This is a genomic window from Psychrobacter immobilis, assembly GCF_904846065.1.
GTDB lineage: Bacteria > Pseudomonadota > Gammaproteobacteria > Pseudomonadales > Moraxellaceae > Psychrobacter > Psychrobacter immobilis_H.
Window position 1 is genome coordinate 2757424 of sequence record NZ_CAJGZV010000001.1, and the last position, 20056, is coordinate 2777479.

A 20056-nucleotide genomic window follows, 5' to 3' on the forward strand; every position below is an offset into this window, starting at 1 on the left:
TTCTCGTAAAAAACCACCAAAACTTATTAATACCAAAATTCATGTAAAAAAAGAGCCGCTAATAATATATTAGCGGCTCTTTTACTATGGTATGGACTATATAACTACTACTGTAAGGTATCCGTCTCATGCACCTTTTCAGCAGGATTATATTGCTCAGAAGGAGGCACTACACCGCTACGGTTGTTTTCTTTCATTGATTTGGCCACTTCTGGCGGCATGTAGTTTTCATCATGCTTCGCCAAGACTTCTCCAGCGACAAAAGTGTCACCCTGCATCTTACCTGTGGCGACGACACCTGAGTTTTCAGCAAATAAATCTGGCAAAATACCTTGATAAGTCACTGGTACTGTCGATTGAAAGTCCGTAATGGCAAACTCAACGTTTAGTGGATTGTCTTCTGCGCGCTGGACACTACCCGCAACGACCATACCGCCTGCTCGAATACGCTTATCTTGTGGTGCTTCACCTTGTGCAATCGCGGTAGCATCAAAGTAGTAATCGGTCTGTTGCCCAATGGCATAAAGAACCAATACCACGGCTATCGCCGCTCCTGCAAGCGTAAACATAACCCACATCAGTTTTTTGCGACGAACTGCGTTCATACCACTACCTCATTGATGAGTCACTGTTTTATAAACTATAGTCAATGCCATACAAATGTATAAAACAGAAAAATTTGAAGAAACTACCATTAGAAAAACGTTCTAAAAATGTCTTTCTAATCGTACTCTTCTAATAGCTATATGGTAGCATTTTTCGGACAAATCAATAAGCCCTATAACCTCTGTGGCAGTCACCTCTTTATCAGGTGCTAAGTTGCAGATTGAGTGGCTAAAAATTAACGGCTAACGCTAGATAGGACGAACCTACTGGCTAATGAGGCTGCTTGGTGACAGGCATGGTTGTTTTAGCAGTACGCTGTGCTTGCCGCGCTTGCTGAATGGTCAACTGCTTGATTAAAGCCTGTCGTTGTCTACGACTATAAATAACAAACGCCAGCATCATGCCAACGGTAATAGCCCAGCATGACCAAACGAACACGCCATGCTTACCCATGGCAAGAAATTCAGATACGCTATAAAAGTAAGGCTGCATAATATTTTCCTAGCCGTGATTTTTTTTGGCGACAGTCATTAACGTCACTTAGCTTGCCCGCGAATATATTCTTTGACCCACGCTTTGCCTTGATCACGATACAAGATAAGGGTATTGGTACGATAAATAGCTAACGTCGCGACCAACAAATAACTACCAATAATCATCAGTAATAATGGCATCCACATATCTGCAGACATTTTGGGCGCAGCGGTTAAGGTAAAGGTCGAGCCTTGATGCAAGGTGTTCCACCACTGTACCGAATACTTGATAATAGGTAAGTTTACTGCGCCAACAATAGACAAAATGGCAGCGGCTTTACCACGATTGGCGGTATGCTCAAACGCGGCAAATAACGCCATCACGCCCGCATACAGAAATGCCAAAATGAGCATAGAGGTCAAACGTGCATCCCAAACCCAGTAAGTACCCCAAGTGGGTTTTGCCCAAATAGAGCCCGTGATTAAGCTAATCACACAGAGCAAGAATCCTAGCGGAGCAAGCGCCTGCGCCACTAAACTAGCCGTTTTTATTTTCCAAACCAAAAAAATGACCCCGAGCACTGCTAAGGCAAAATAGATGGAAATAGCGATACTGGCAGCGGGTACGTGAATAAAGATAATGCGGTAGCTATTACCCTGCAGATAATCAGGCGGCGCAAAAGCGAGACCCCAGACACTACCGATCAACAGGCAAATACTGGCTAATATCGCCAGCCACTTGACCCAAGGCGAAAAAATGCGAAAAAACTGCTTGGTACCCACAGTGGTCAAAAAGCCTTGCCAGATGCGCTGCCACAGGCTAGGAGATGAGACGTTATTCAGGTTGGGCATGGGAATAAACCTATTGGCACAGCGTATTGGTTGTAACCGATATAGCGCATCATAGGCGCGACTACCTGCTAACCTGCTGGCGTTAAACACTGGATAGAATCTACAAGTGATTGTTTGCTTAGTTAACTGACTATTATAGCAAAATTGCCAGTTTTCAACATGCTGTTAATACAAAGGTTTTTTATAGGGGTTTTTATTACAAACTCTCAATACAGAGAGTTGTACACAACTTATGTCGTTTTTAATTCAACCACGCCATTTTTAACGTCATGGCAATCACCCATGGCATCACCAAAACCGAGATAATACTACCTGCTAATAATAAAGCCAGTATAGGTAAACCATTGAGACCAGTGGCAAATAAATCAACCGCTCCTGTGGCAAAAATCAACACTGGTAACTGCATCGGTAAGGCAATCAAAGGTACCAGCACCGCACCATTCTTTAATGATAGCGTTAAGCTACTCGCGACCGCTGACAGCATCAAGAGCATCGGACTGCCCGTCACAATAGAAGCCATCAATATCCACGCCTCAAACCAACTAAGCTGAAACAAAGGCACGGCAAGTAAACTAAGCGCTGCCACAATACCACTACTAAAAATCCAATGGATAACCAAACGAATCAATACCCATAAGGGCAATGATGCTTTGGCAACGACCAATTGCGCCAACGTGCCATTATCAAGGGCAGGCTTAAACAAGCCATCGACACCCATGACCAGTGACAATAGAGCGGCAATCCAAACCGCCGACACGCCAAGGCGTTGCAATAGCGCAGGCTCGCTACCCACTGCTAGCGGAAATAAGGTGATAATGACCAAAAACAGCACTAGCGGATAAAGCCACTGCACGGCACCCTGTTGTTTGACTTGCCACTCGCGCCGCCATAACTGCATAAAGCTGATACCGCGCACCGCAGCTAAGTCAGTATTTGAGCTTTTATTCACTGTTTGTACTGGACCGTCTATTTCTATCATTTATTTGCTCTTCTACGGATGCTTGGGACACTTATACTGAGAGTATGCAAACTAGTATTCAAACCATATAATCGGACAAATCGAGCACTTGATTGGCAACACCAACGGCCTGATGACTGGTCATTAATATAGCGCCGCCAGCATTGGCAAAATCGCGCAATCTGTCTTCCATTCGCGCTACCATATCGACATCAAGGGCAGTAAAAGGCTCATCAAGTAGCCATAATGGTGTCACCTCAGGGGTCAATAAATATAACCGTGCAAGGGTAATACGGCGGGTTTGCCCAGCAGATAAATGGCTTGAGCTAATCGTCTCAAAGCCTTGTAGTCCAACCCAAGCCAAGGCGTCATCAATATCAGTAACGCTTGGGCCAATCCCATATAAATTCAGCAGAAAGGTCAGATTTTGTGCGACCGTCAGATTTGGATGTATACCCAACTGGTGCGACACGTACAAAGGCTGAATAGGTAAATTCGCTGCTCCTTGATAATAAACCTCACCGCTTAACACTGGCAATAACCCAGCCAGCTGCATTAGCAAAGTCGTCTTACCAGTACCATTGGCACCAATTAAATGGCAAATACTACCAGCTGCCAGATTGAGTACAACCCCTTCACATAGAGGGATTTCGCCGCGCTGAACGGTCAGCTCATCAAGCGCAAGTAAGGCGGTATTCAGAGCTGTCATCAGAATCTCTCATTATTTATTAAGCAGCAGTCAACATTCATCACAAACACAGATGACGTTCATGGCATAATACTTTATGCTTACCCCAACCACACAGTATAACAAATTGTCGATTATTATGACCTCAAAACCTATGCAGACTTCAAAAGATAACCAAAATTTAGATATGCCAGCGCTAACCATAGATGGCTTAATCGAGGCACAAGTTGCGTTTATGCAGCAATGGTTGCGCACGCAAGCTGAACCGCTGTCTATGCAGGCATGGCAATGGTTTGCTGCACAGCCATTGAATAAATATGTCAGTGCCGATGATTTGCAACAGCTGATTAATGACTGGCTACTCAATCAACCGATGACTGATGTGATACGTAAAGATATTCGCGATATCTTGCATACGATTATTTATCATCCAGTCAATGATAACGTGCCGTTGTCTGAGCTGGTGGATGACACTCAAGTTGAAACCCTTGCCAATTATGTTGGTAGCCACGATCAGCAACGCAATATCTTGATTCATACCCTGGTCGGCAACGAGACTTTTGCCGATTTGCTAACCCAAACGCTATATCATGCCATTAATGACTTTATGGAAACCACGCTGGATAAAGCAGGCGCTGCTGGTAAACTGATGAAATTTGGGCGCAGCTCTTTTGAAAAAGCGACCAATAGAAACCTTGATGAAAAACTGCAGGCGTATTTGCATCGTAATATTAAAGATTTAGCACGCCGCGCAGAAGCCAATGCGCAAGAGCATTTATCAAATGACGAAGTCGCGCGATTATTAATCACTGGTTGGGCACGAATCAAAGACCAGCCTGTCAGTCATCTACAGACTTATCTGCGTGATGAGCCTGACAACAGTAGTATCGATCATATCGAAGCCAGCATTCAGCAAAGCTATAACCGCCTGCGCCAGTCGCCTTACTTACACAGCCTTGTGGCAGCGAGCATCGATACTTGGTATGGTAATCATCAGTCAGATACTATTGCGACGGTAATTTCGAGTCTTCATATTGATGAGCAAGCCATGACTCAATTGAGTACAGCGCTATTACCTGTGGTGCACGATGCCATTGAAAGCGAGTGGTTGACGGCACATACTCGTGAAATGTTACAAGCGTTTTATGAGCAACCGAATATCAAAAAAGGCTTAGCATTTAATACCTAGTCGTTTACTGTCTTGATGTATTTGTCTCAGTTTCCCATCTCATTCATTTATTTGACAGCACCATACTTATGAGTCAACGTAATACACTCAGCTTGTGGCAAAAACTCAAACAGTTACTGACTGGTTCAGCAGCGCAGGCTGATGAAGTTGATATGATACAAACAGAGCCTCATGACATGTATAGTAGTGATACATATAGTAGTGATACAGATGATGAGGATACTAGTGACGCTCATGATAATACCGAAATCAATTCCGAATCTGATGTCAAAAACACAAGCGAATATTCAGAAACTGACGCCTTTAACTCGAGTGCCAGTCAACACGAAGCTAGCGACACGCCCATTATCGATTTTCTGAAACAGTACTTTAATGATAAGCAATGGCACTATACTCACTATCGACCCAAAAGCAGTGGCAACAAAAACAATGACCGTCAGCAATCGCATCACTTATCGCTTAGAATGCGCAATAAAAGTCTCGATTGCGGCTATTTGTTTCGCGTGCAAGAAAACAACAAGCTGCTGGCAGTCTATGGAATTTTGCCATTTTTAATACCAGAAAGTCATCAAAGCGCGGCGATGCTACTGATTACTCAAATAAATTATGACTTGCTAATCGGCAATCTAGAAATGGATGTCAATGATGGCGAGATACGCTACAAACACGCTATCGATGTCGAAGCGGTAGGCATCGGTAATGATGCTATCGAGCATTTATTACAAAGTGTCATCGCGATGACCACGGTCGCGAATGAGATATTTAGTGATTTGATCGATAATCAAAACCCTGCGGAAGACTTACCGACATTGCTGACCGAGCTACGTCACCAATCAGATTCTAGAACCTTCTTTTTGCCAACGCAATTTGTGCAGTAATGAACTGACTACCATAGCTATCCATAGCTTTTACAATGTCTCATCAGCACCTTACTTTCAAAGCGCTTAAACCTATTTATCCTTAACATACTTTTCAAAAAAGACATCCTCTAACACTATGCTAAAAATTGCTTACTCTGATATTTTTCGATATTCTGTGCCGGAAAAACACCGCTTTCCTATGCAAAAATACACCATGATTCCCGAGCGGCTATTGGCTGAAGGCACTATCAGTACCGACAACTTTTTTGCCCCTGCACGTTTGAGCGAAGATGAGATTTTGACCACGCATACTGCGGACTACTGGTATCAGCTGAAAACCCAAACGCTACCACGAAAGGAAGCGCGAGCCATTGGCTTTGAAATGACGCCAGAGCTGGTAGAGCGTGGGCGTTATATTGCTCATGCCACTTATGAATGTGCATTATATGCGCAGCAATATGGCGCGGCGATGAATGTCGCAGGTGGCACGCATCATGCGTTTGCTGATCATGGCGAAGGGTTTTGCGTGTTTAATGACGTTTGTATCGCGAGTAATTTATTATTAAATCGTGGACAGGCGCAAAAGATTTTAGTGGTCGATTTAGACGTCCATCAGGGCAATGGCAATGCCAGTATTATGGCAGGTGAGCCGCGTGTTTTTGTGTTTAGCATGCATGGCGCAAAGAACTATCCATTTCGAAAGCAAGTATCAGATTTGGATATTGAGCTAGACAATGATACTGGCGATGTGGAATATTTGCAGTTACTAGAGGCGACATTACCACGTTTGATTAGCGACGTTGCGCCCGATATAATTTTCTATCAATCCGCCGTCGATGTGCTGGCAACTGATAAATTAGGAAAGTTAGGGCTGACGATAGAGGGCTGTAAGGCACGTGATGAATATGTATTACGCCAAGCAAAAGCCGCTAAAATTCCTATCGCTATCGTGATGGGTGGTGGCTATTCAGAAGATATCGACGATGTGGTTGAGGCGCACTGTAATACCTTTCGTTTGACGCAACAGATATTTTTTAATGAAATAACAAAATAACGCGCACATAAAATAGCATCTAAACAGCCAGCTGCCTCGCGAGCTATCTTATAAAAATGCCATAACTCCCTGCCAGCCGACACGAATACCAAGCACGGTAAGTATCAATAAAATAAGCTGACGAAAGCGCGCTTGGGGCAAATAGCGACGCAAGCGGATGCCAACTAAAAGCGCAGCAATCGATAGTACACTAAGCAAAGTAATCAGCTGCCATTCACCACTGCTGAGCGCCATAATAGGCTCACGTAATACGATAATTTGGGCGATTTTACCCAAAAAATAGCACATGTTGCCGACTTTGGCGATAGTGTTTTTATCATCGCTGGCAGACAGTAGATACATCATCAATATGGTCGACATGGCATTGGTCGAGCCGCCAATCACCCCTGCACTAAAGCCAACGATGATTAACACAGGCTTGGTAGCAGGTAGACGGAGTTGCTTACCAAGCAAGCTGCTTATGACATAAAAACCAATAACCGCTGCCAATAGTAATAAAATATAGGCGCTATCGACCCATAGTAAGAGCTTCGCGCCTAGAATACTACCGAGTAAGCTGGTCAATGCCAGTAACCAATAGCGCCTGCCATAATAGATAAAATTTTGCCAGATCGTACGGTCGCCACCCGCGAGCCAAGTCATGGCATTAAGCAATAATGACGGAAAAATGACCAACACAATAGCATGTGGTAACGGATAGATACTAGCAAGCGCAGTGGTCGTCACCAACGTCACACCTAACCCACTAATACCGTGTAGCAACGATGCCAGCGCAAAGATTACCATCAATAACAACGTCTGAGTGCTATCACTATCCATCATATTAGCCATAAACATTAAGACCTAATATCTGGATTAATAGTGACATAACTAGGCATTGTGACCATTGTGGCGTTGCCATATTGTCTCACCAATGATGCCAGCCAACTGCTCTGCAATCTTATCTTTGCTCGCCTTCTCAAGTGTGACGCTATCGTGCTCATAACGCTCTGAGAAAAATACCTGCATGGCATTGTCATCGCTGGCAAAACCAATGTCTGCTCGGGAAACATCATTACAAGCGATCAAATCTAAATCTTTAGACACCAGTTTGCCACGAGCATAGCGCTCGATATCTTGCGTTTCTGCCGCAAAACCGACGACAAACAGCGCTGGATGCGCAAGCGAAATCGTCGCTAAGATATCAGGATTTTTGACCAAACTCAGCGTCATAGCATCTTGGGTTTTTTTAATTTTTTGCGGGGCAGCTTCTTCAGTACGATAATCAGCGACAGCCGCAGTGGCAATAAAGATATCCGCCATTACATTTTGATTCTCGCTATGAGCATGATGCTGCTTATCATCAATTTCATGGCTGTGGTTATGACTGTGGCTATGATCATCGCCGCAATCACACTCGCCATGATTTTCATGTTGATGGCTATGGTCGTGATCGTGAGAATGGTCGTGCTCATCTTCAGGCACATACTGTAGCGCACTGTGCGTACCATCCACGCACTGCTGGGCTGCTATCAGCATCTCTTTAGCCGACAATACATCAATGCGCGTGACATTCAGCGGTGTGGGCAGTGCCACTTTGCCACCCGCAATCAAGATAACGTCTGCACCAGCAGCCACGCACGCACGTGCTAATGCAAAGCCCATCTTGCCAGTAGAGTGATTGGACAAGTAACGCACCGGATCGATAGCTTCTACCGTCGGTCCTGCAGTAATTACCACTCGTTTACCTGCCAATAATTGCGGCGTGGTTTGCATGGCGTTAAATAATAACACCTCTGCCAATAGCTGCTCAGGTTCAGGCAAACGCCCTGCTCCCACATCACCGCAGGCTTGCTCACCGCTAGCAGGCGCAATAATTTGATAATTCATATCACGCAGCGTTTGCACATTTAAATTCACCGCAGGGTGCGCCCACATCTGCTGATTCATGGCTGGCGCAATGATGACTGGTGCCGCCGTTGCCAGACACACTGTGGTTAGTAAGTCATCTGCCATGCCCATCGCGAGACGCGCAAGCGTATTGGCAGAGGCTGGCGCAATGATGATTAAGTCCGCCCATTTCGCTAATTCGATATGCCCCATCCCCGCTTCTGCTTTTTCATCGAGTAATGAGATATGCACCTCATTGCCAGTCAAAGCTTGCAGGGTCAGTGGCGTAATAAAAGCTTGTGCCCCTGTGGTCATAATGACACGCACCTCAAAGCCTGCCTTGATTAATAGGCGGGCAAAGATAGCAGATTTATAAGCGGCGATACCGCCAGTGATAGCAAGCACAATATTGGACATAAGCATGGCATCAATAAAAAGTTGAAAGATAAAATTGCGCTTATAGTAACAATTATGAGATAAGTTGGGTAAGAATTTCCGTATTTACTCAATATATCTGGCAGCAATCCATTCTCAAGGAGTGACAATGGCGATTAAAGACTGGCATGAAGATGATAGACCACGTGAAAAACTACTAAAATTTGGGGCAGCGCATTTATCTGATGCCGAGATATTAGCGATATTTCTGCGCACAGGTACGCAGTCACAGTCAGCTATCGAGCTGGCGCGTCATTTGATCGAGCAATTTGGTAGCTTGGCAGAATTATTGGCAGCGCCGCAAGGGACTGTACTGGCTTGTCATGGTATTGGTCCTGCCAAATACGCGCAGATATTGGCCTCACTTGAGATGGGTACGCGTTATTTGGACAGTCAGCTTAAAACTGGTCACGCACTTGGGCGCTCGCAAATGGTCAAAGACTATATCAGTACTCAGCTGCGCGGGGAGCATCGCGAAGTCTTTGCGGTACTTTGCTTAGACAATGCGTTAAATCTCATTAATTTTGAGATACTGTTTACTGGCGGCATCTCCTCTTGCTCCGTCTGTATCAAACACGTTCTGCGTCATGCCTTGAGTCACGCCGCCAGCCAACTCATCGTCGCACACAATCATCCGCATACCGATGCGACCCCTTCAACGGCAGACAATTTATTAACTTACGAGCTAAAGAAAGCCTGCGATTTAATCGATTTATCCTTGGTAGACCACATCATTGTTGGACGCAATGAGACATTATCTTATGCAGAAAGCGGCTTAGCGCCTTTTGGATAACTGATTACGACTGTTATTTTTGCTTATATGAGAAAATCTTGATACATATAATCGACACAGCGTAGCATTTTAGCTATTGATAGTTATCGGCAACTGTTTCATATTGATGGCTAAATTTGTCTTTTATTTGTCTGTCACTGGTTAGGTAGTTATCAAAGCCACTTTTGTAAAATGCTCAACAAATTAAAATTGATCATAAAATATGCTACAAAATCCATAACGGCTCATTGGTTTAATTTGGTCACCAGACCCTTAAACATCAGCAAAAATAACAACAAGATTTATTCAAATACTTTAATACACACACATTTTTCGCGCTTTTGGTTTAGCGTTATAAAAGGAGATAGTCATGGCAATTGGCTTATTTATTTTGGCAATCATTATTCAATTAGCCATGGTTTTGGCCATCTTTTTATTGTCCCTATCACGAGTTACAGGCAGTATCGTTGCCCTAGTTACCGTCCTTGTCACCGCCTTTATCAGTCCTTGGTCGCTCATTTTGGGCATACCAATCGCTTTACTTTGCATCGTTTTGCTCGTCGCCCCTATTCGTCAGTCACTGATTACCAGACCTGTTTACAAAACTTTGGGCGGGGCAATGCCGAGCATGAGCGATACCGAGCGCGAAGCACTCGATGCGGGTACCAGCTGGTGGGAAAAAGAGCTGTTTATGGGCAATCCCGACTGGGACACTTTTGCTCAATATCCCTATCCAGAGCTGTCGGCAGAAGAGCAAAGCTTTATTGATAATGAAGTAGAAGTACTATGCGCCATGCTTGATGAATGGAAAATTCAGCATGAAGACAAAGAGCTGTCGCCTGAAGCGTGGCAATTTATCAAAGCCAATGGATTTTTAGGCTTAATCATTCCAAAAGAGTTTGGCGGTTTAGATTTTAGCTCTTATGCACAAAGCCGTATCATGAGTAAAATCGCTTCGCGCTCGCCGACCGCTGCGGTTACCTGTATGGTGCCAAACTCGCTCGGCCCTGGTGAGCTGTTGATGCATTATGGTACGGACGAACAAAAACAGCGTTGGCTACCCGGTCTTGCCAAAGGTGACGAGGTACCTTGCTTTGGTTTGACGGGCCCAGAAGCAGGCTCCGATGCTGGTGCGATTCCAGATACAGGGGTGGTTTGTTATGGTACGCACGAGGGCGAGCAAGTGCTCGGTTTGCGTATGAACTTTTCTAAGCGCTGGATTACCCTCGCACCTATCGCCACGGTCGTGGGTTTAGCATTCAAGATGCACGATCCTGAAGGTTTGCTTGGCAATCCTGATAAGACCGATTACGGTATCACTTGTGCGCTCGTGCCTGCCAGCCATAAAGGCGTTATCATAGGACCACGCCATAATCCAATTGGCTCGCCATTTATGAATGGTACAGTCGATGGTAAAGACGTCTTTATTCCACTAGATTACATCATCGGCGGCGTCGAAAATGCAGGTCGCGGTTGGCGTATGCTGATGGAGTGCTTGGGCGTTGGTCGCGGCATCTCTTTACCAGCTTTATCAACCTCAGCCAGTGAAATGACATATCTGTCTGTCGGTGCTTTTGCCAAAGTACGCGAACAGTTTAAAATCTCTGTTGGCAAGTTTGAAGGCGTCCAAGACGCCACCAGCCGCATGGCCAGTAACACTTATATGCTAGAGGCATTTCGTCACCTCGTCACCTGCGGTCTGAACCAAGGCGGCACACCATCAGTGATGACGGCAATGGCAAAATACTATGCGACTGAAACCATGCGCAGTGTGGTCAATGACGGTATGGATGTGGTTGGTGGTCGCGCGGTACAGATGGGTCCACGTAACTTTTTGGCCACACCTTATCAGGCAATTCCAGTATCTATCACGGTTGAAGGCGCAAATATCTTGACGCGCTCACTCATGATATTTGGTCAAGGTGCGATGCGTTGCCATCCTTATCTCTTTGATGAGCTGCAATTGCTGCAAAGCGAAGATAAAGAAAGCGCACTCAAACAGTTCGACACGCTATTTTTTAAACATTTGGGTTATACCTTTAATCGCGGCGCAAAGGCATTTGTCGCAGGTTATGTCGGTGGCAGTAATCATGCGCCAAGCTTTGCGGACAGCTTTACTCGTCCATACTACAAACACATCAACCGCCTGAGCGCAAGCTTTGCCTTAACGGCTGATATGGCGTTAGGGTTGCTCGCTGGTGACTTAAAACGTAAAGAGATGCTGTCTGGACGCTTAGCTGATATTCATAGCCATTTATTCATTAGTACTGCTATTTTGCAGTTTTATGAGCATGGTACTAAATCAGCGTCCGAACGCTTGCATGCTGAGGTTGCCTTACAAAATAGCTTATATACCATTCAAGAAGCTTTTGAAGCCTTTTTTGCAAACTTCCCTAATCGTATGGCGGCCAGTTTGGTCAGTTTTGTGACTTTCCCCAGCGGCTCTATCTTTACGCCGCCAAGCGATGAGCTCAAACGCAAGTTGGGCGATGCTTTTATGGATGACTTTGAAGCCAACCCGTTCCGTGATTATCTCAAAACCATGGTCTATTATAATACTGAAGCCGATGATGTCACTGGACGTATGGAACACGCTTATCAAACGTTACTTAGCATCGAGCCATTATGGCAGAGGTTTAAAAAGGCTGAACACAAGGACAGTTTTGAAGGGCTTACTTTTGAGGATCATGTGGTATATGCCAGCCAAAACGGCGATATTACCGAAGAAGAAGCTGAAGTGCTTATTCAGTACAACGCCATACGCTTTGACTCATTATTGACTGACGTGTTTGATAAACGCTTATTGCATGCCCAAGAGCGCACCAATCCACACAGCCTTGATAATGCTGTACAGCAACTGACGGACTATGCACAACTGAAAAATGACGCGCAAGCCAGAAAGGGCATTGCGACAAACATGACAGCTGAAAATGATATCGACTCTAATGATTTGGGTACGCCCGTCAGTACAGACAAACCAACTGGCGATGCCAACCCCAATCATGGTTATGAGAGTGACGGTGATGTAGAAATGGTCAAAGAGCAAGATACCATTGAGGAGGTACGTGCACAGACCGACTTTGATGAGTCTGAGCCTGAGGTGGAAGCACTAGATCATCGCCACCGTGATGCAGAGTCACACTTAAGCGAACGCATGAGTAACAACCATCGTCTGAATCAACATAATGCTGACGACCTAGAGCGTTCTGAAATATCTGAAGATGCAGAAAATGTGAAGGATAATATAGACAAACCTGCCGCTACTGATCCTAAATGGCAGGATGGTCTACGCCGTGATGAAAGTGACAAAGTCTAAAATCAAAAGCTTTGATAATTCTTGAAATGACAAGCTTTGAAACAATAGGCTTTGAAATAGCAAGCTTTGAAATAGCAAGGCACAAAATAATCAGGCTTAAAATATTTAAAAAACAATAGGTGTTAAGGCTGCTAGAAGCCTTGCACGATACATTCTGATCATTCACTTAGAAAAGACTGCCCCATTTGAGCAGTCTTTTTTTAGTTATAAATCGCCATTTTTAACCATTAAGGCGTGTTTGATGATTCAACCATGGCAATGACAGAGACTGCTTTTTAGGCAGCTCAACATTAAAAATAGTCAGTTTAGTCATTCTAAGCGTCTACTGTTAACAATGAAATGGTAAAAAAAACAGCCCTGTCTCCCTCTATTAATATTGGAAATAATACTAAATTCTCCCAGCTCCATATAAAAAATATGTTATAAAACTAATTAAGGCATGAACATGATCGTCATTTTATGCTTTGTCTGAAACAGTTTTGGCGATCAGTAGTGATTATTTTTGAATGTTCAACACGCGCTAATATTGGTCAATATGCCTTGTCATTTACCTACTTTACTCGCGAAAAATTCGGCGCAGACAACTTAACTATTGATTTATATTACCTTAGTCATAAAAAAACGTTGCAGTATCCTTAACAATTATTTTATATTGTGCCCCGAAAACGTGACACTAAGTGGAAGTTGAAAGAATTTAATAGACGTAGCAAGAGCGGTGATAATAATGGCAACAATCACATTGATGTGAGCAGCCTATCTATTCGCTACTGGGGCACGTACACAAAGGATATAAGTTATGTGGAAAAATATGGGACTGACCGGCAAGATTATTGTCGCTATGGTACTCGGTATCATACTGGGATTGTTTATAAACTATTCAGGACTGAACGCTGAAGGCGGTTTCATTCATACGTACATTACCAATGGCTTCCTCGCCATTGTCGGCAAGCTATTTGTCAACTCGTTAAAAATGCTAGTCGTGCCTTTGGTGTTGATCTCACTGATTTGCGGTGTTTGCGGTATTGGGGATATTCGTTTGCTTGGTCGCATCGGCACCAAGACATTTCTTATTTATATGATGACAACAGCTCTGGCTATCGCAACAGCGATTGGGCTTGGCGTGCTATTTGGTATCGGTAAAGGCATGAATATCGAAACCGAAGCGGCATTTGAAGCAGCATCAGCACCGCCACTGCTTGATGTGTTCTCTAATATTATCCCATCAAACCCCATCAGCGCGATGGCAAATGGTGATATGTTATCGATTATTTTCTTTGCTATTTTGATCGGTGTTAGTATCTTGATGGTGGGTAAACCTGCCAAAGGCTTAGTGCAGAGCTTAGAATTAATCAATGAAGTCATCTTAAAAATGGTGACCATCATTATGAATCTTGCACCTTATGGTGTATTTGCGCTATTGACCAAAGCAATGGCAGAGCTGGGTTTAGACTTGATTTGGTCACTGCTGGGTTATGTGGCGGTATTGGTCGGCTCATTGGCATTCCATTTCTTTGTCACTATGATGATTGTACTCAAAGTCTCTTCAGGCTTATCCATCAAAACCTTTTTGGCAAAAATGCGTGAAGTTCAGATTTTTGCTTTTAGTACGTCAAGCTCGAACGCGACGATTCCCATTACCTTGCGTACGGTCACCAAGCGCATGGGCGTTAATAACTCAGTTGCTTCGTTTACGGTGCCTTTTGGTGCGACCATCAACATGGATGGTACCGCCATCATGCAAGGTACTGCGACCATCTTCATTGCCAATATCTATGGTATTGACTTGGGCGTGACTGAGTATCTAACTGTCATTCTAATGTCCGTTTTGGCTTCCGTCGGTACTGCTGGTGTACCGGGTGTTGGTCTGATTATGCTATCAATGGTATTTGCCCAAGTCGGTCTACCTATCGAAGGCATCGGTCTTATCTTAGGCGTGGATCGTATCCTCGATATGTTACGTACCGCAGTGAACGTCGGTGGCGATGCTGCTGTGACGGCTATTGTGGCAAAATCAGAAGGCAAAATGGATTTGGCTATTTATAACGATCCTAACGCTGGTGCAAAAGACGTGTTTGATGGTCACATTGATGAAGACAATGAGCGTGAATTCTCTGAAGTCTTTAGTGATGGGATCATGGGCAGTGAGTACGATGATATCGATCGTCGCCGCTAGGCATTGAATAGATTTTGATAATTTATTCACGATACATAAAAAACCTCAGTCATATTGGCTGAGGTTTTTTTGCTTTACTAAACACATTTACTTAATGAAAAGCAATCAACCAAAAACGTATTTGGTTACCATCGCCAAGCATACCACTACAATCATTGGACGAATCAGCTTACTACCGCCCTTGACCACCATATGAGAGCCAAAATACGCGCCTATCGTTTGTCCTACCATCATGGCAAGCCCTACTTTCCACAACACATTACCGCCCAAAATAAAGAATATTAACGAACCAATATTGGTCGATAAATTCAATACCTTTGCCGCCCCTGTCGCTTCGATAATTTGCCGACCACGCAACGCCACGTTGCCGAGCGCAAAAAACATCCCTGTGCCTGGTCCAATATAGCCATCATAAAAACCAATTAATGGTGCAACCACTTTTTGCCATTTGCCTTCTGAGATACGCGGCGCAGCTTCTACTTCGCCAAGTCGAGGCGCAAACAAGGTATAAATCCCGATAGCCGCAATCAAAAACGGAATCAGTGTCTCAAGCAGATCCGGCGGCGACATCTGTACAGCGATAGTGCCGAGAACAGAACCGATAAAAGCGCCAACGATAGCTACTTTGATACGTTGCGGTTTGACCACCCCTTTTCTAATCATCGTAATAGAGGCTGCTAGCGCACCTGAGGCGGCTTGTAGCTTATTGGTACCAAGCGTTAGCACTGGTGGGATATTGGCAAGTAACATGGCAGGGATGGTCAATAAACCGCCACCACCAGCGATAGCATCAATAAAGCCTGCCAACGCTGCCACAGCGGTAAGCATTAATATAACCTCTAACGAAAGCGATAAGTCCATGACGCTGACCTGTAAATTTTATGATGGAAAATGAGGAAGTTCTAAAAACTGGCTTTAAGAACGGGCTTTAAGAACAGGAAATAAAATATTAGTAGCAATGTTGCTACCAACTTTGCTATTCATTAGCTGATAGTACTGCTGATATGTATTAAAGCTGTGACAGAACATCACAAAATGCCAATCATTATAAAGATAAAACGCTAAAAAAAGCCAAAAACGTAAAAAAGTCTGCTAGATTTGTCTAACGGCTTAATAAATATCTAAAATAAGCAGCGATTGATTAAAAGTATGTAACGACTTATAAGGCTTTTGTCTGCTCTATCGACTTTATAATATCGCTATTATTAATGTGACAAGCGGCACTTATAACTTTTGGTTGACGTATTTTGTTGTCTATATCAATAAGAGTATGAGAAACTGTTGCTGTCTATCATGTCTTTATGAGTCGTGTCATAGATATTTGAGGTTATTGGATTAATTTGTAATTCGTGTTTAGCAAATGAGGATGATATGGCAATACGCAGGATTAAAGCATTTTTTGAATTTGAGGCAGCGGGCGGTATCGTCCTAGCATTGGCTGCCATTGCTGCAATGATTATTGCCAACTCCCCTCTTAATGTGTGGTATGAGGGCTTTATTCACGCACCCGTTGCCATTCAAATCGGTGAGTTTGCTATTGCTAAAGACGCTCATCACTGGATCAATGACGGTTTGATGGCGATTTTCTTTTTTTTAGTGGGACTTGAGCTAAAGCGTGAAGTGTTGATCGGTGAGCTGTCTAACGTTAAGCAAATCATCCTGCCAGCTGGTGCGGCGCTCGGTGGCATGATTATGCCAGCGATTGTCTATCTACTCTTTAACTATAACGAGCCTGAGTTTTGGAAAGGATGGGCGATTCCAGCCGCGACCGATATTGCTTTTGCCCTAGGTATTTTGAGCTTATTAGGCAACCGCGTTCCCAACTCTTTAAAAGTATTTTTAGTATCAATTGCTATTTTTGATGATATTGGCGCCATTTTAATCATCGCTTTATTCTATACCAGTGATTTGTCATTAGAGTCATTGGCAGTGGCAGGTCTATGTCTACCCTTCTTATATCTTCTTAATCGTCGCAACGTCACTAGCATCACGCCTTATCTGCTGATCGGTGTGATCATGTGGATTGCGGTACTCAAATCTGGCATCCATGCCACCTTGGCTGGCGTGGTCTTAGCACTATTTATTCCTATGTTTGACCGTACTGATCCTGAGCACTCACCACTAGAAGAGCTAGAGCACGATTTACATAACACCGTTGCCTTCGGTATCTTGCCATTATTCGCATTTGCCAACTCAGGCATATCCCTCAAAGGTGCAGGCTTCGCTGAGCTGTTCCATTCAGTACCGCTTGGTATTGCGGCCGGTCTATTCATCGGTAAGCAAATTGGTGTAATGGTTATGTGCTGGTTAATCTTTAAGCTTGGTATCTCAACCATGCCAAGGGGCATGAATTATAAGCAGATTTACGGTGCAGCCTTACTCTGTGGTGTTGGTTTTACCATGAGTCTGTTCATCGGCGGTCTGGCATTTGCTGGTGAAACAGCCTTATTTGATGAGCGCTTAGGTATTATTATGGGCTCAATCGTCTCTGGTATCGCAGGTTATCTCATGCTCAAAGTCAGCTTGAAAGACAATGTAAGCGGCACCTCAGTCGATCTGACTCGCCCTCATTAATAAGAAGATAAGCCACTTAGAGGCGATTTAGCTTATCGGTGGCTTATTATTTTATAGTTCACGTACTTTGGCAGCCGAGCATGGTTCATTAAAAGTATTTTGCATTAACTATATCAGCACTTGCATCAGTAGCCATAGAAGAGATAATCATGCGACAGTTTGTACTGCGGCCTTCATTAAGCTTGGCGCTCCTTGGTAGCATTGTTTTACTATCAAGCTGTGCCACGCTCTCTAAGCAGGAGTGCCTTGTTGGTAACTGGCAGGCTATTGGCTACAACGATGGCGTGGCAGGTTACCCATCAGATCGCCTTGCATCACATGCCAAAGCCTGTGCCAAGGCCAGTGTTGCCCCCAACTATCTGGCATGGGAGCGCGGTCGCCAGCTGGGGCTTAAGCAATACTGCACGACCAGTAATGCTTACAATGTCGGTCGGCGCGGACGTCAGCTCAATAATGTCTGCCCCTTAACCTTGGCGAATACACTACAAACTGCTAATCAAAAAGGCTTAGACTATTACGCATTAGAAAGTCAGTTAGACAAAGACAAGCGCCTCATAGAAACCTACCAAGAAGAATTTGATAAGCTAGAAAGTGGGGCGATGTTAAACTTTGCTAATGAAAAAGAAGCACGCGCGCGCCTACTGTCATTAGCCGACGAGCTGCGTAAAGCCAAGCGCCGTATGAACACCACGCAAAGACAATTAGAAGCTCTAAACCAGTCAAATAGCTATTAATACTATTGGCCTTGTGAAATAATCTAATAGGAAAATATTTGGTAAGAAAGCATTTGGTAAGAAAGCATTTGGTAAGAAAGCATTTGGTAAAGAGGCATTTAATAAATATGGATTCAATCAACATAACTGATAAACAGACGGCTGATACTTTGAATCACCAACAATCCTCAATAAAACCTTATCAGCGTCACGGACGGACGACCGCGATTGATGACCATAGCGACTTGCAAGTCTTAAAGCGCATCAAGCGTTATTTATTGCCAAAAGACTTCGTTATCTCGCAAGATTTATTAAATGAAATAGTCGCAGGCTACGATATTGGCGATTCACTGGCAGATACATTGGCCGCTGACGGCATTCGTTTTGCAAAGCCCCTACAGCAATTTATTATCAGCGATAGCAGTAAATTCGATGCTAATCTCACAAATAACCCTGCATTTAACGCCTTAACCGAGCAATTTAGCAGTCATCCTACTTGGTTCGATCCCAAGCTTGCCCAAATCGGTGCGGTTGCCTATCGACGCTATCCTCTGATGCTGATTTGGCTACTACGTAATGTTGCCCTGATGGCAGGCTACAGCATTCCTGCCCTCTCCCTGCCGCTCATTCAGACAGGCGCATTGATGCACGATGCCCTGCCGCGCCTGATGCGTACTTACGCTTATATCCTAGCCGTCTCTGAACATCCCCCATTACATAAGCCGAATACAAACGCCCATAATCAACGTCAGTCTATCGAGCAAGTATTGGCGATTGGCTCAGAAGGTTGGCGGCAATCAATCAAAGTGCGGCAAATTCATACCTTAGTACGGCAAAACTTGCTCAAAGGTAAAGGCAATGCTGCTAAAGGCGTCATACCAGATGCCGACCAACATCACAACTCAGATGGCAGCTGGAATACTGATTATTGGGGTCTTCCTATCAATCAAACCGATATGATTGCTACTCATTTGCAGTTTTCATTGTTGATTATGCGCGGGTTACGGCTGCTTGGCGCACGCATCAGCACTGAAGAAGCGGCAGGTATTCTGCATCTATGGAATCTTGCCAGTTATTGGGTGGGGGTTGACTTAGATCGCCTGCCAAAAGATGAAACTGCCTGTTGGGAATGGCTCTATACCTATTTATCAATTCAGCAACTTGATTTTAAAATGGGGCAACCATTAGCCAAGGCGCTGCATGATTTGCCGCGTCAGCTGATGGGCGAAGACAATCGGCGGGGGCGTTTCGTTGAGATGGTCAATGCTAGCGTGACCCGTACTTTGGTCGGCGATGATATCGGCGATGGGCTGGATTTGCCAAAATCAAAAATCCGCTTTGGTGTCTTATCGTCAGTGCCGATTCTCTTTGCGCTCGATACGGCACGCCAACACAATCAAAGTGTGGCTGAAAAATTAGAAGCCTTCCGCGCCAAACGCCAAGATAATATGAACTGGTGGCTAAAGAAAAACGACGAATATTATAAGTAAGTAATTATAAATAAAGCATAGTAAATAAACGAAT

17 protein-coding genes are annotated in these 20056 nt (G+C 44.3%); 9 read left to right on the forward strand and 8 right to left on the reverse strand.

The window, feature by feature from the left end; genetic code table 11:
- Nucleotides 1-107 precede the first annotated feature (107 nt).
- The 5 genes from ccmE to ccmA all read right to left on the reverse strand — a co-directional run bounded on the left by ccmE (nucleotide 108) and on the right by ccmA (nucleotide 3598).
- On the reverse strand, nucleotides 108-605 hold the full coding sequence (gene ccmE, locus JMW64_RS11480) for a cytochrome c maturation protein CcmE (RefSeq protein ID WP_045444021.1): 498 nt from the start codon (nucleotides 603-605) through the stop codon (nucleotides 108-110).
- A gap of 271 nt (nucleotides 606-876) precedes the next feature.
- Complete coding sequence (gene ccmD, locus JMW64_RS11485) at nucleotides 877-1098, reverse strand: heme exporter protein CcmD (RefSeq protein WP_045453491.1); 222 nt, start codon at nucleotides 1096-1098, stop codon at nucleotides 877-879.
- A 44-nt stretch (nucleotides 1099-1142) separates the two neighbouring features.
- Nucleotides 1143-1931: a heme ABC transporter permease CcmC gene (ccmC, locus tag JMW64_RS11490; RefSeq protein ID WP_060491821.1), complete on the reverse strand. Its 789-nt coding sequence runs from the start codon at nucleotides 1929-1931 to the stop codon at nucleotides 1143-1145.
- Between the two features lie 241 nt (nucleotides 1932-2172).
- On the reverse strand, nucleotides 2173-2829 hold the full coding sequence (locus JMW64_RS11495; RefSeq protein ID WP_045444605.1) for a heme exporter protein CcmB: 657 nt from the start codon (nucleotides 2827-2829) through the stop codon (nucleotides 2173-2175).
- A 139-nt stretch (nucleotides 2830-2968) separates the two neighbouring features.
- On the reverse strand, nucleotides 2969-3598 hold the full coding sequence (gene ccmA / locus JMW64_RS11500) for a heme ABC exporter ATP-binding protein CcmA (RefSeq protein WP_201554775.1): 630 nt from the start codon (nucleotides 3596-3598) through the stop codon (nucleotides 2969-2971).
- A 133-nt stretch (nucleotides 3599-3731) separates the two neighbouring features.
- On the opposite strand from ccmA, the gene JMW64_RS11505 reads away from it, so the two are divergent.
- The 3 genes from JMW64_RS11505 (at nucleotide 3732) to JMW64_RS11515 (ending at nucleotide 6680) form a co-directional block, all read left to right on the forward strand.
- Nucleotides 3732-4766 carry a hypothetical protein gene (locus JMW64_RS11505; protein ID WP_227694199.1) on the forward strand — a complete coding sequence of 345 codons (1035 nt, stop codon included), beginning with the start codon at nucleotides 3732-3734 and terminating at the stop codon, nucleotides 4764-4766.
- 68 nt (nucleotides 4767-4834) lie between these two features.
- The gene (locus JMW64_RS11510) at nucleotides 4835-5644 is read left to right on the forward strand and encodes a YbjN domain-containing protein (protein ID WP_201554777.1); all 810 of its coding nucleotides are present in this window, start codon (nucleotides 4835-4837) and stop codon (nucleotides 5642-5644) included.
- 118 nt (nucleotides 5645-5762) lie between these two features.
- Nucleotides 5763-6680 carry a histone deacetylase family protein gene (locus JMW64_RS11515; protein ID WP_201554779.1) on the forward strand — a complete coding sequence of 306 codons (918 nt, stop codon included), beginning with the start codon at nucleotides 5763-5765 and terminating at the stop codon, nucleotides 6678-6680.
- Between the two features lie 48 nt (nucleotides 6681-6728).
- Here JMW64_RS11515 and JMW64_RS11520 read toward each other — a convergent pair whose 3' ends face one another.
- Both JMW64_RS11520 and coaBC read right to left on the reverse strand, forming a co-directional pair.
- On the reverse strand, nucleotides 6729-7511 hold the full coding sequence (locus JMW64_RS11520; RefSeq protein ID WP_201554780.1) for a sulfite exporter TauE/SafE family protein: 783 nt from the start codon (nucleotides 7509-7511) through the stop codon (nucleotides 6729-6731).
- Nucleotides 7512-7550: 39 nt separating this feature from the next.
- Nucleotides 7551-8966 carry a bifunctional phosphopantothenoylcysteine decarboxylase/phosphopantothenate--cysteine ligase CoaBC gene (gene coaBC / locus JMW64_RS14285; protein ID WP_055124784.1) on the reverse strand — a complete coding sequence of 472 codons (1416 nt, stop codon included), beginning with the start codon at nucleotides 8964-8966 and terminating at the stop codon, nucleotides 7551-7553.
- A gap of 127 nt (nucleotides 8967-9093) precedes the next feature.
- On the opposite strand from coaBC, the gene radC reads away from it, so the two are divergent.
- The 3 genes from radC (at nucleotide 9094) to JMW64_RS11540 (ending at nucleotide 15245) form a co-directional block, all read left to right on the forward strand.
- Complete coding sequence (radC, locus tag JMW64_RS11530) at nucleotides 9094-9777, forward strand: RadC family protein (protein ID WP_201554781.1); 684 nt, start codon at nucleotides 9094-9096, stop codon at nucleotides 9775-9777.
- A gap of 349 nt (nucleotides 9778-10126) precedes the next feature.
- On the forward strand, nucleotides 10127-13072 hold the full coding sequence (locus JMW64_RS11535; protein WP_201554782.1) for an acyl-CoA dehydrogenase: 2946 nt from the start codon (nucleotides 10127-10129) through the stop codon (nucleotides 13070-13072).
- Nucleotides 13073-13868: 796 nt separating this feature from the next.
- On the forward strand, nucleotides 13869-15245 hold the full coding sequence (locus JMW64_RS11540; protein ID WP_045444003.1) for a dicarboxylate/amino acid:cation symporter: 1377 nt from the start codon (nucleotides 13869-13871) through the stop codon (nucleotides 15243-15245).
- A gap of 105 nt (nucleotides 15246-15350) precedes the next feature.
- On the opposite strand, the gene JMW64_RS11545 is transcribed toward JMW64_RS11540, so the two are convergent.
- Nucleotides 15351-16106, reverse strand: coding sequence for a TSUP family transporter (locus tag JMW64_RS11545; RefSeq protein ID WP_045453480.1), 756 nt, complete (start codon nucleotides 16104-16106; stop codon nucleotides 15351-15353).
- A gap of 510 nt (nucleotides 16107-16616) precedes the next feature.
- On the opposite strand from JMW64_RS11545, the gene nhaA reads away from it, so the two are divergent.
- From nhaA to JMW64_RS11560, 3 genes are all read left to right on the forward strand, one after another.
- Entirely contained in the window at nucleotides 16617-17819 is a 1203-nt protein-coding gene (gene nhaA, locus JMW64_RS11550) for a Na+/H+ antiporter NhaA (RefSeq protein ID WP_109591860.1), read from the forward strand.
- Nucleotides 17820-17968: 149 nt separating this feature from the next.
- Nucleotides 17969-18553: a DUF2799 domain-containing protein gene (locus tag JMW64_RS11555; RefSeq protein WP_201554783.1), complete on the forward strand. Its 585-nt coding sequence runs from the start codon at nucleotides 17969-17971 to the stop codon at nucleotides 18551-18553.
- A 107-nt stretch (nucleotides 18554-18660) separates the two neighbouring features.
- Nucleotides 18661-20022, forward strand: a complete 1362-nt coding sequence (locus tag JMW64_RS11560; RefSeq protein WP_201554784.1) for an oxygenase MpaB family protein — start codon at nucleotides 18661-18663, stop codon at nucleotides 20020-20022.
- Nucleotides 20023-20056 lie beyond the last annotated feature (34 nt).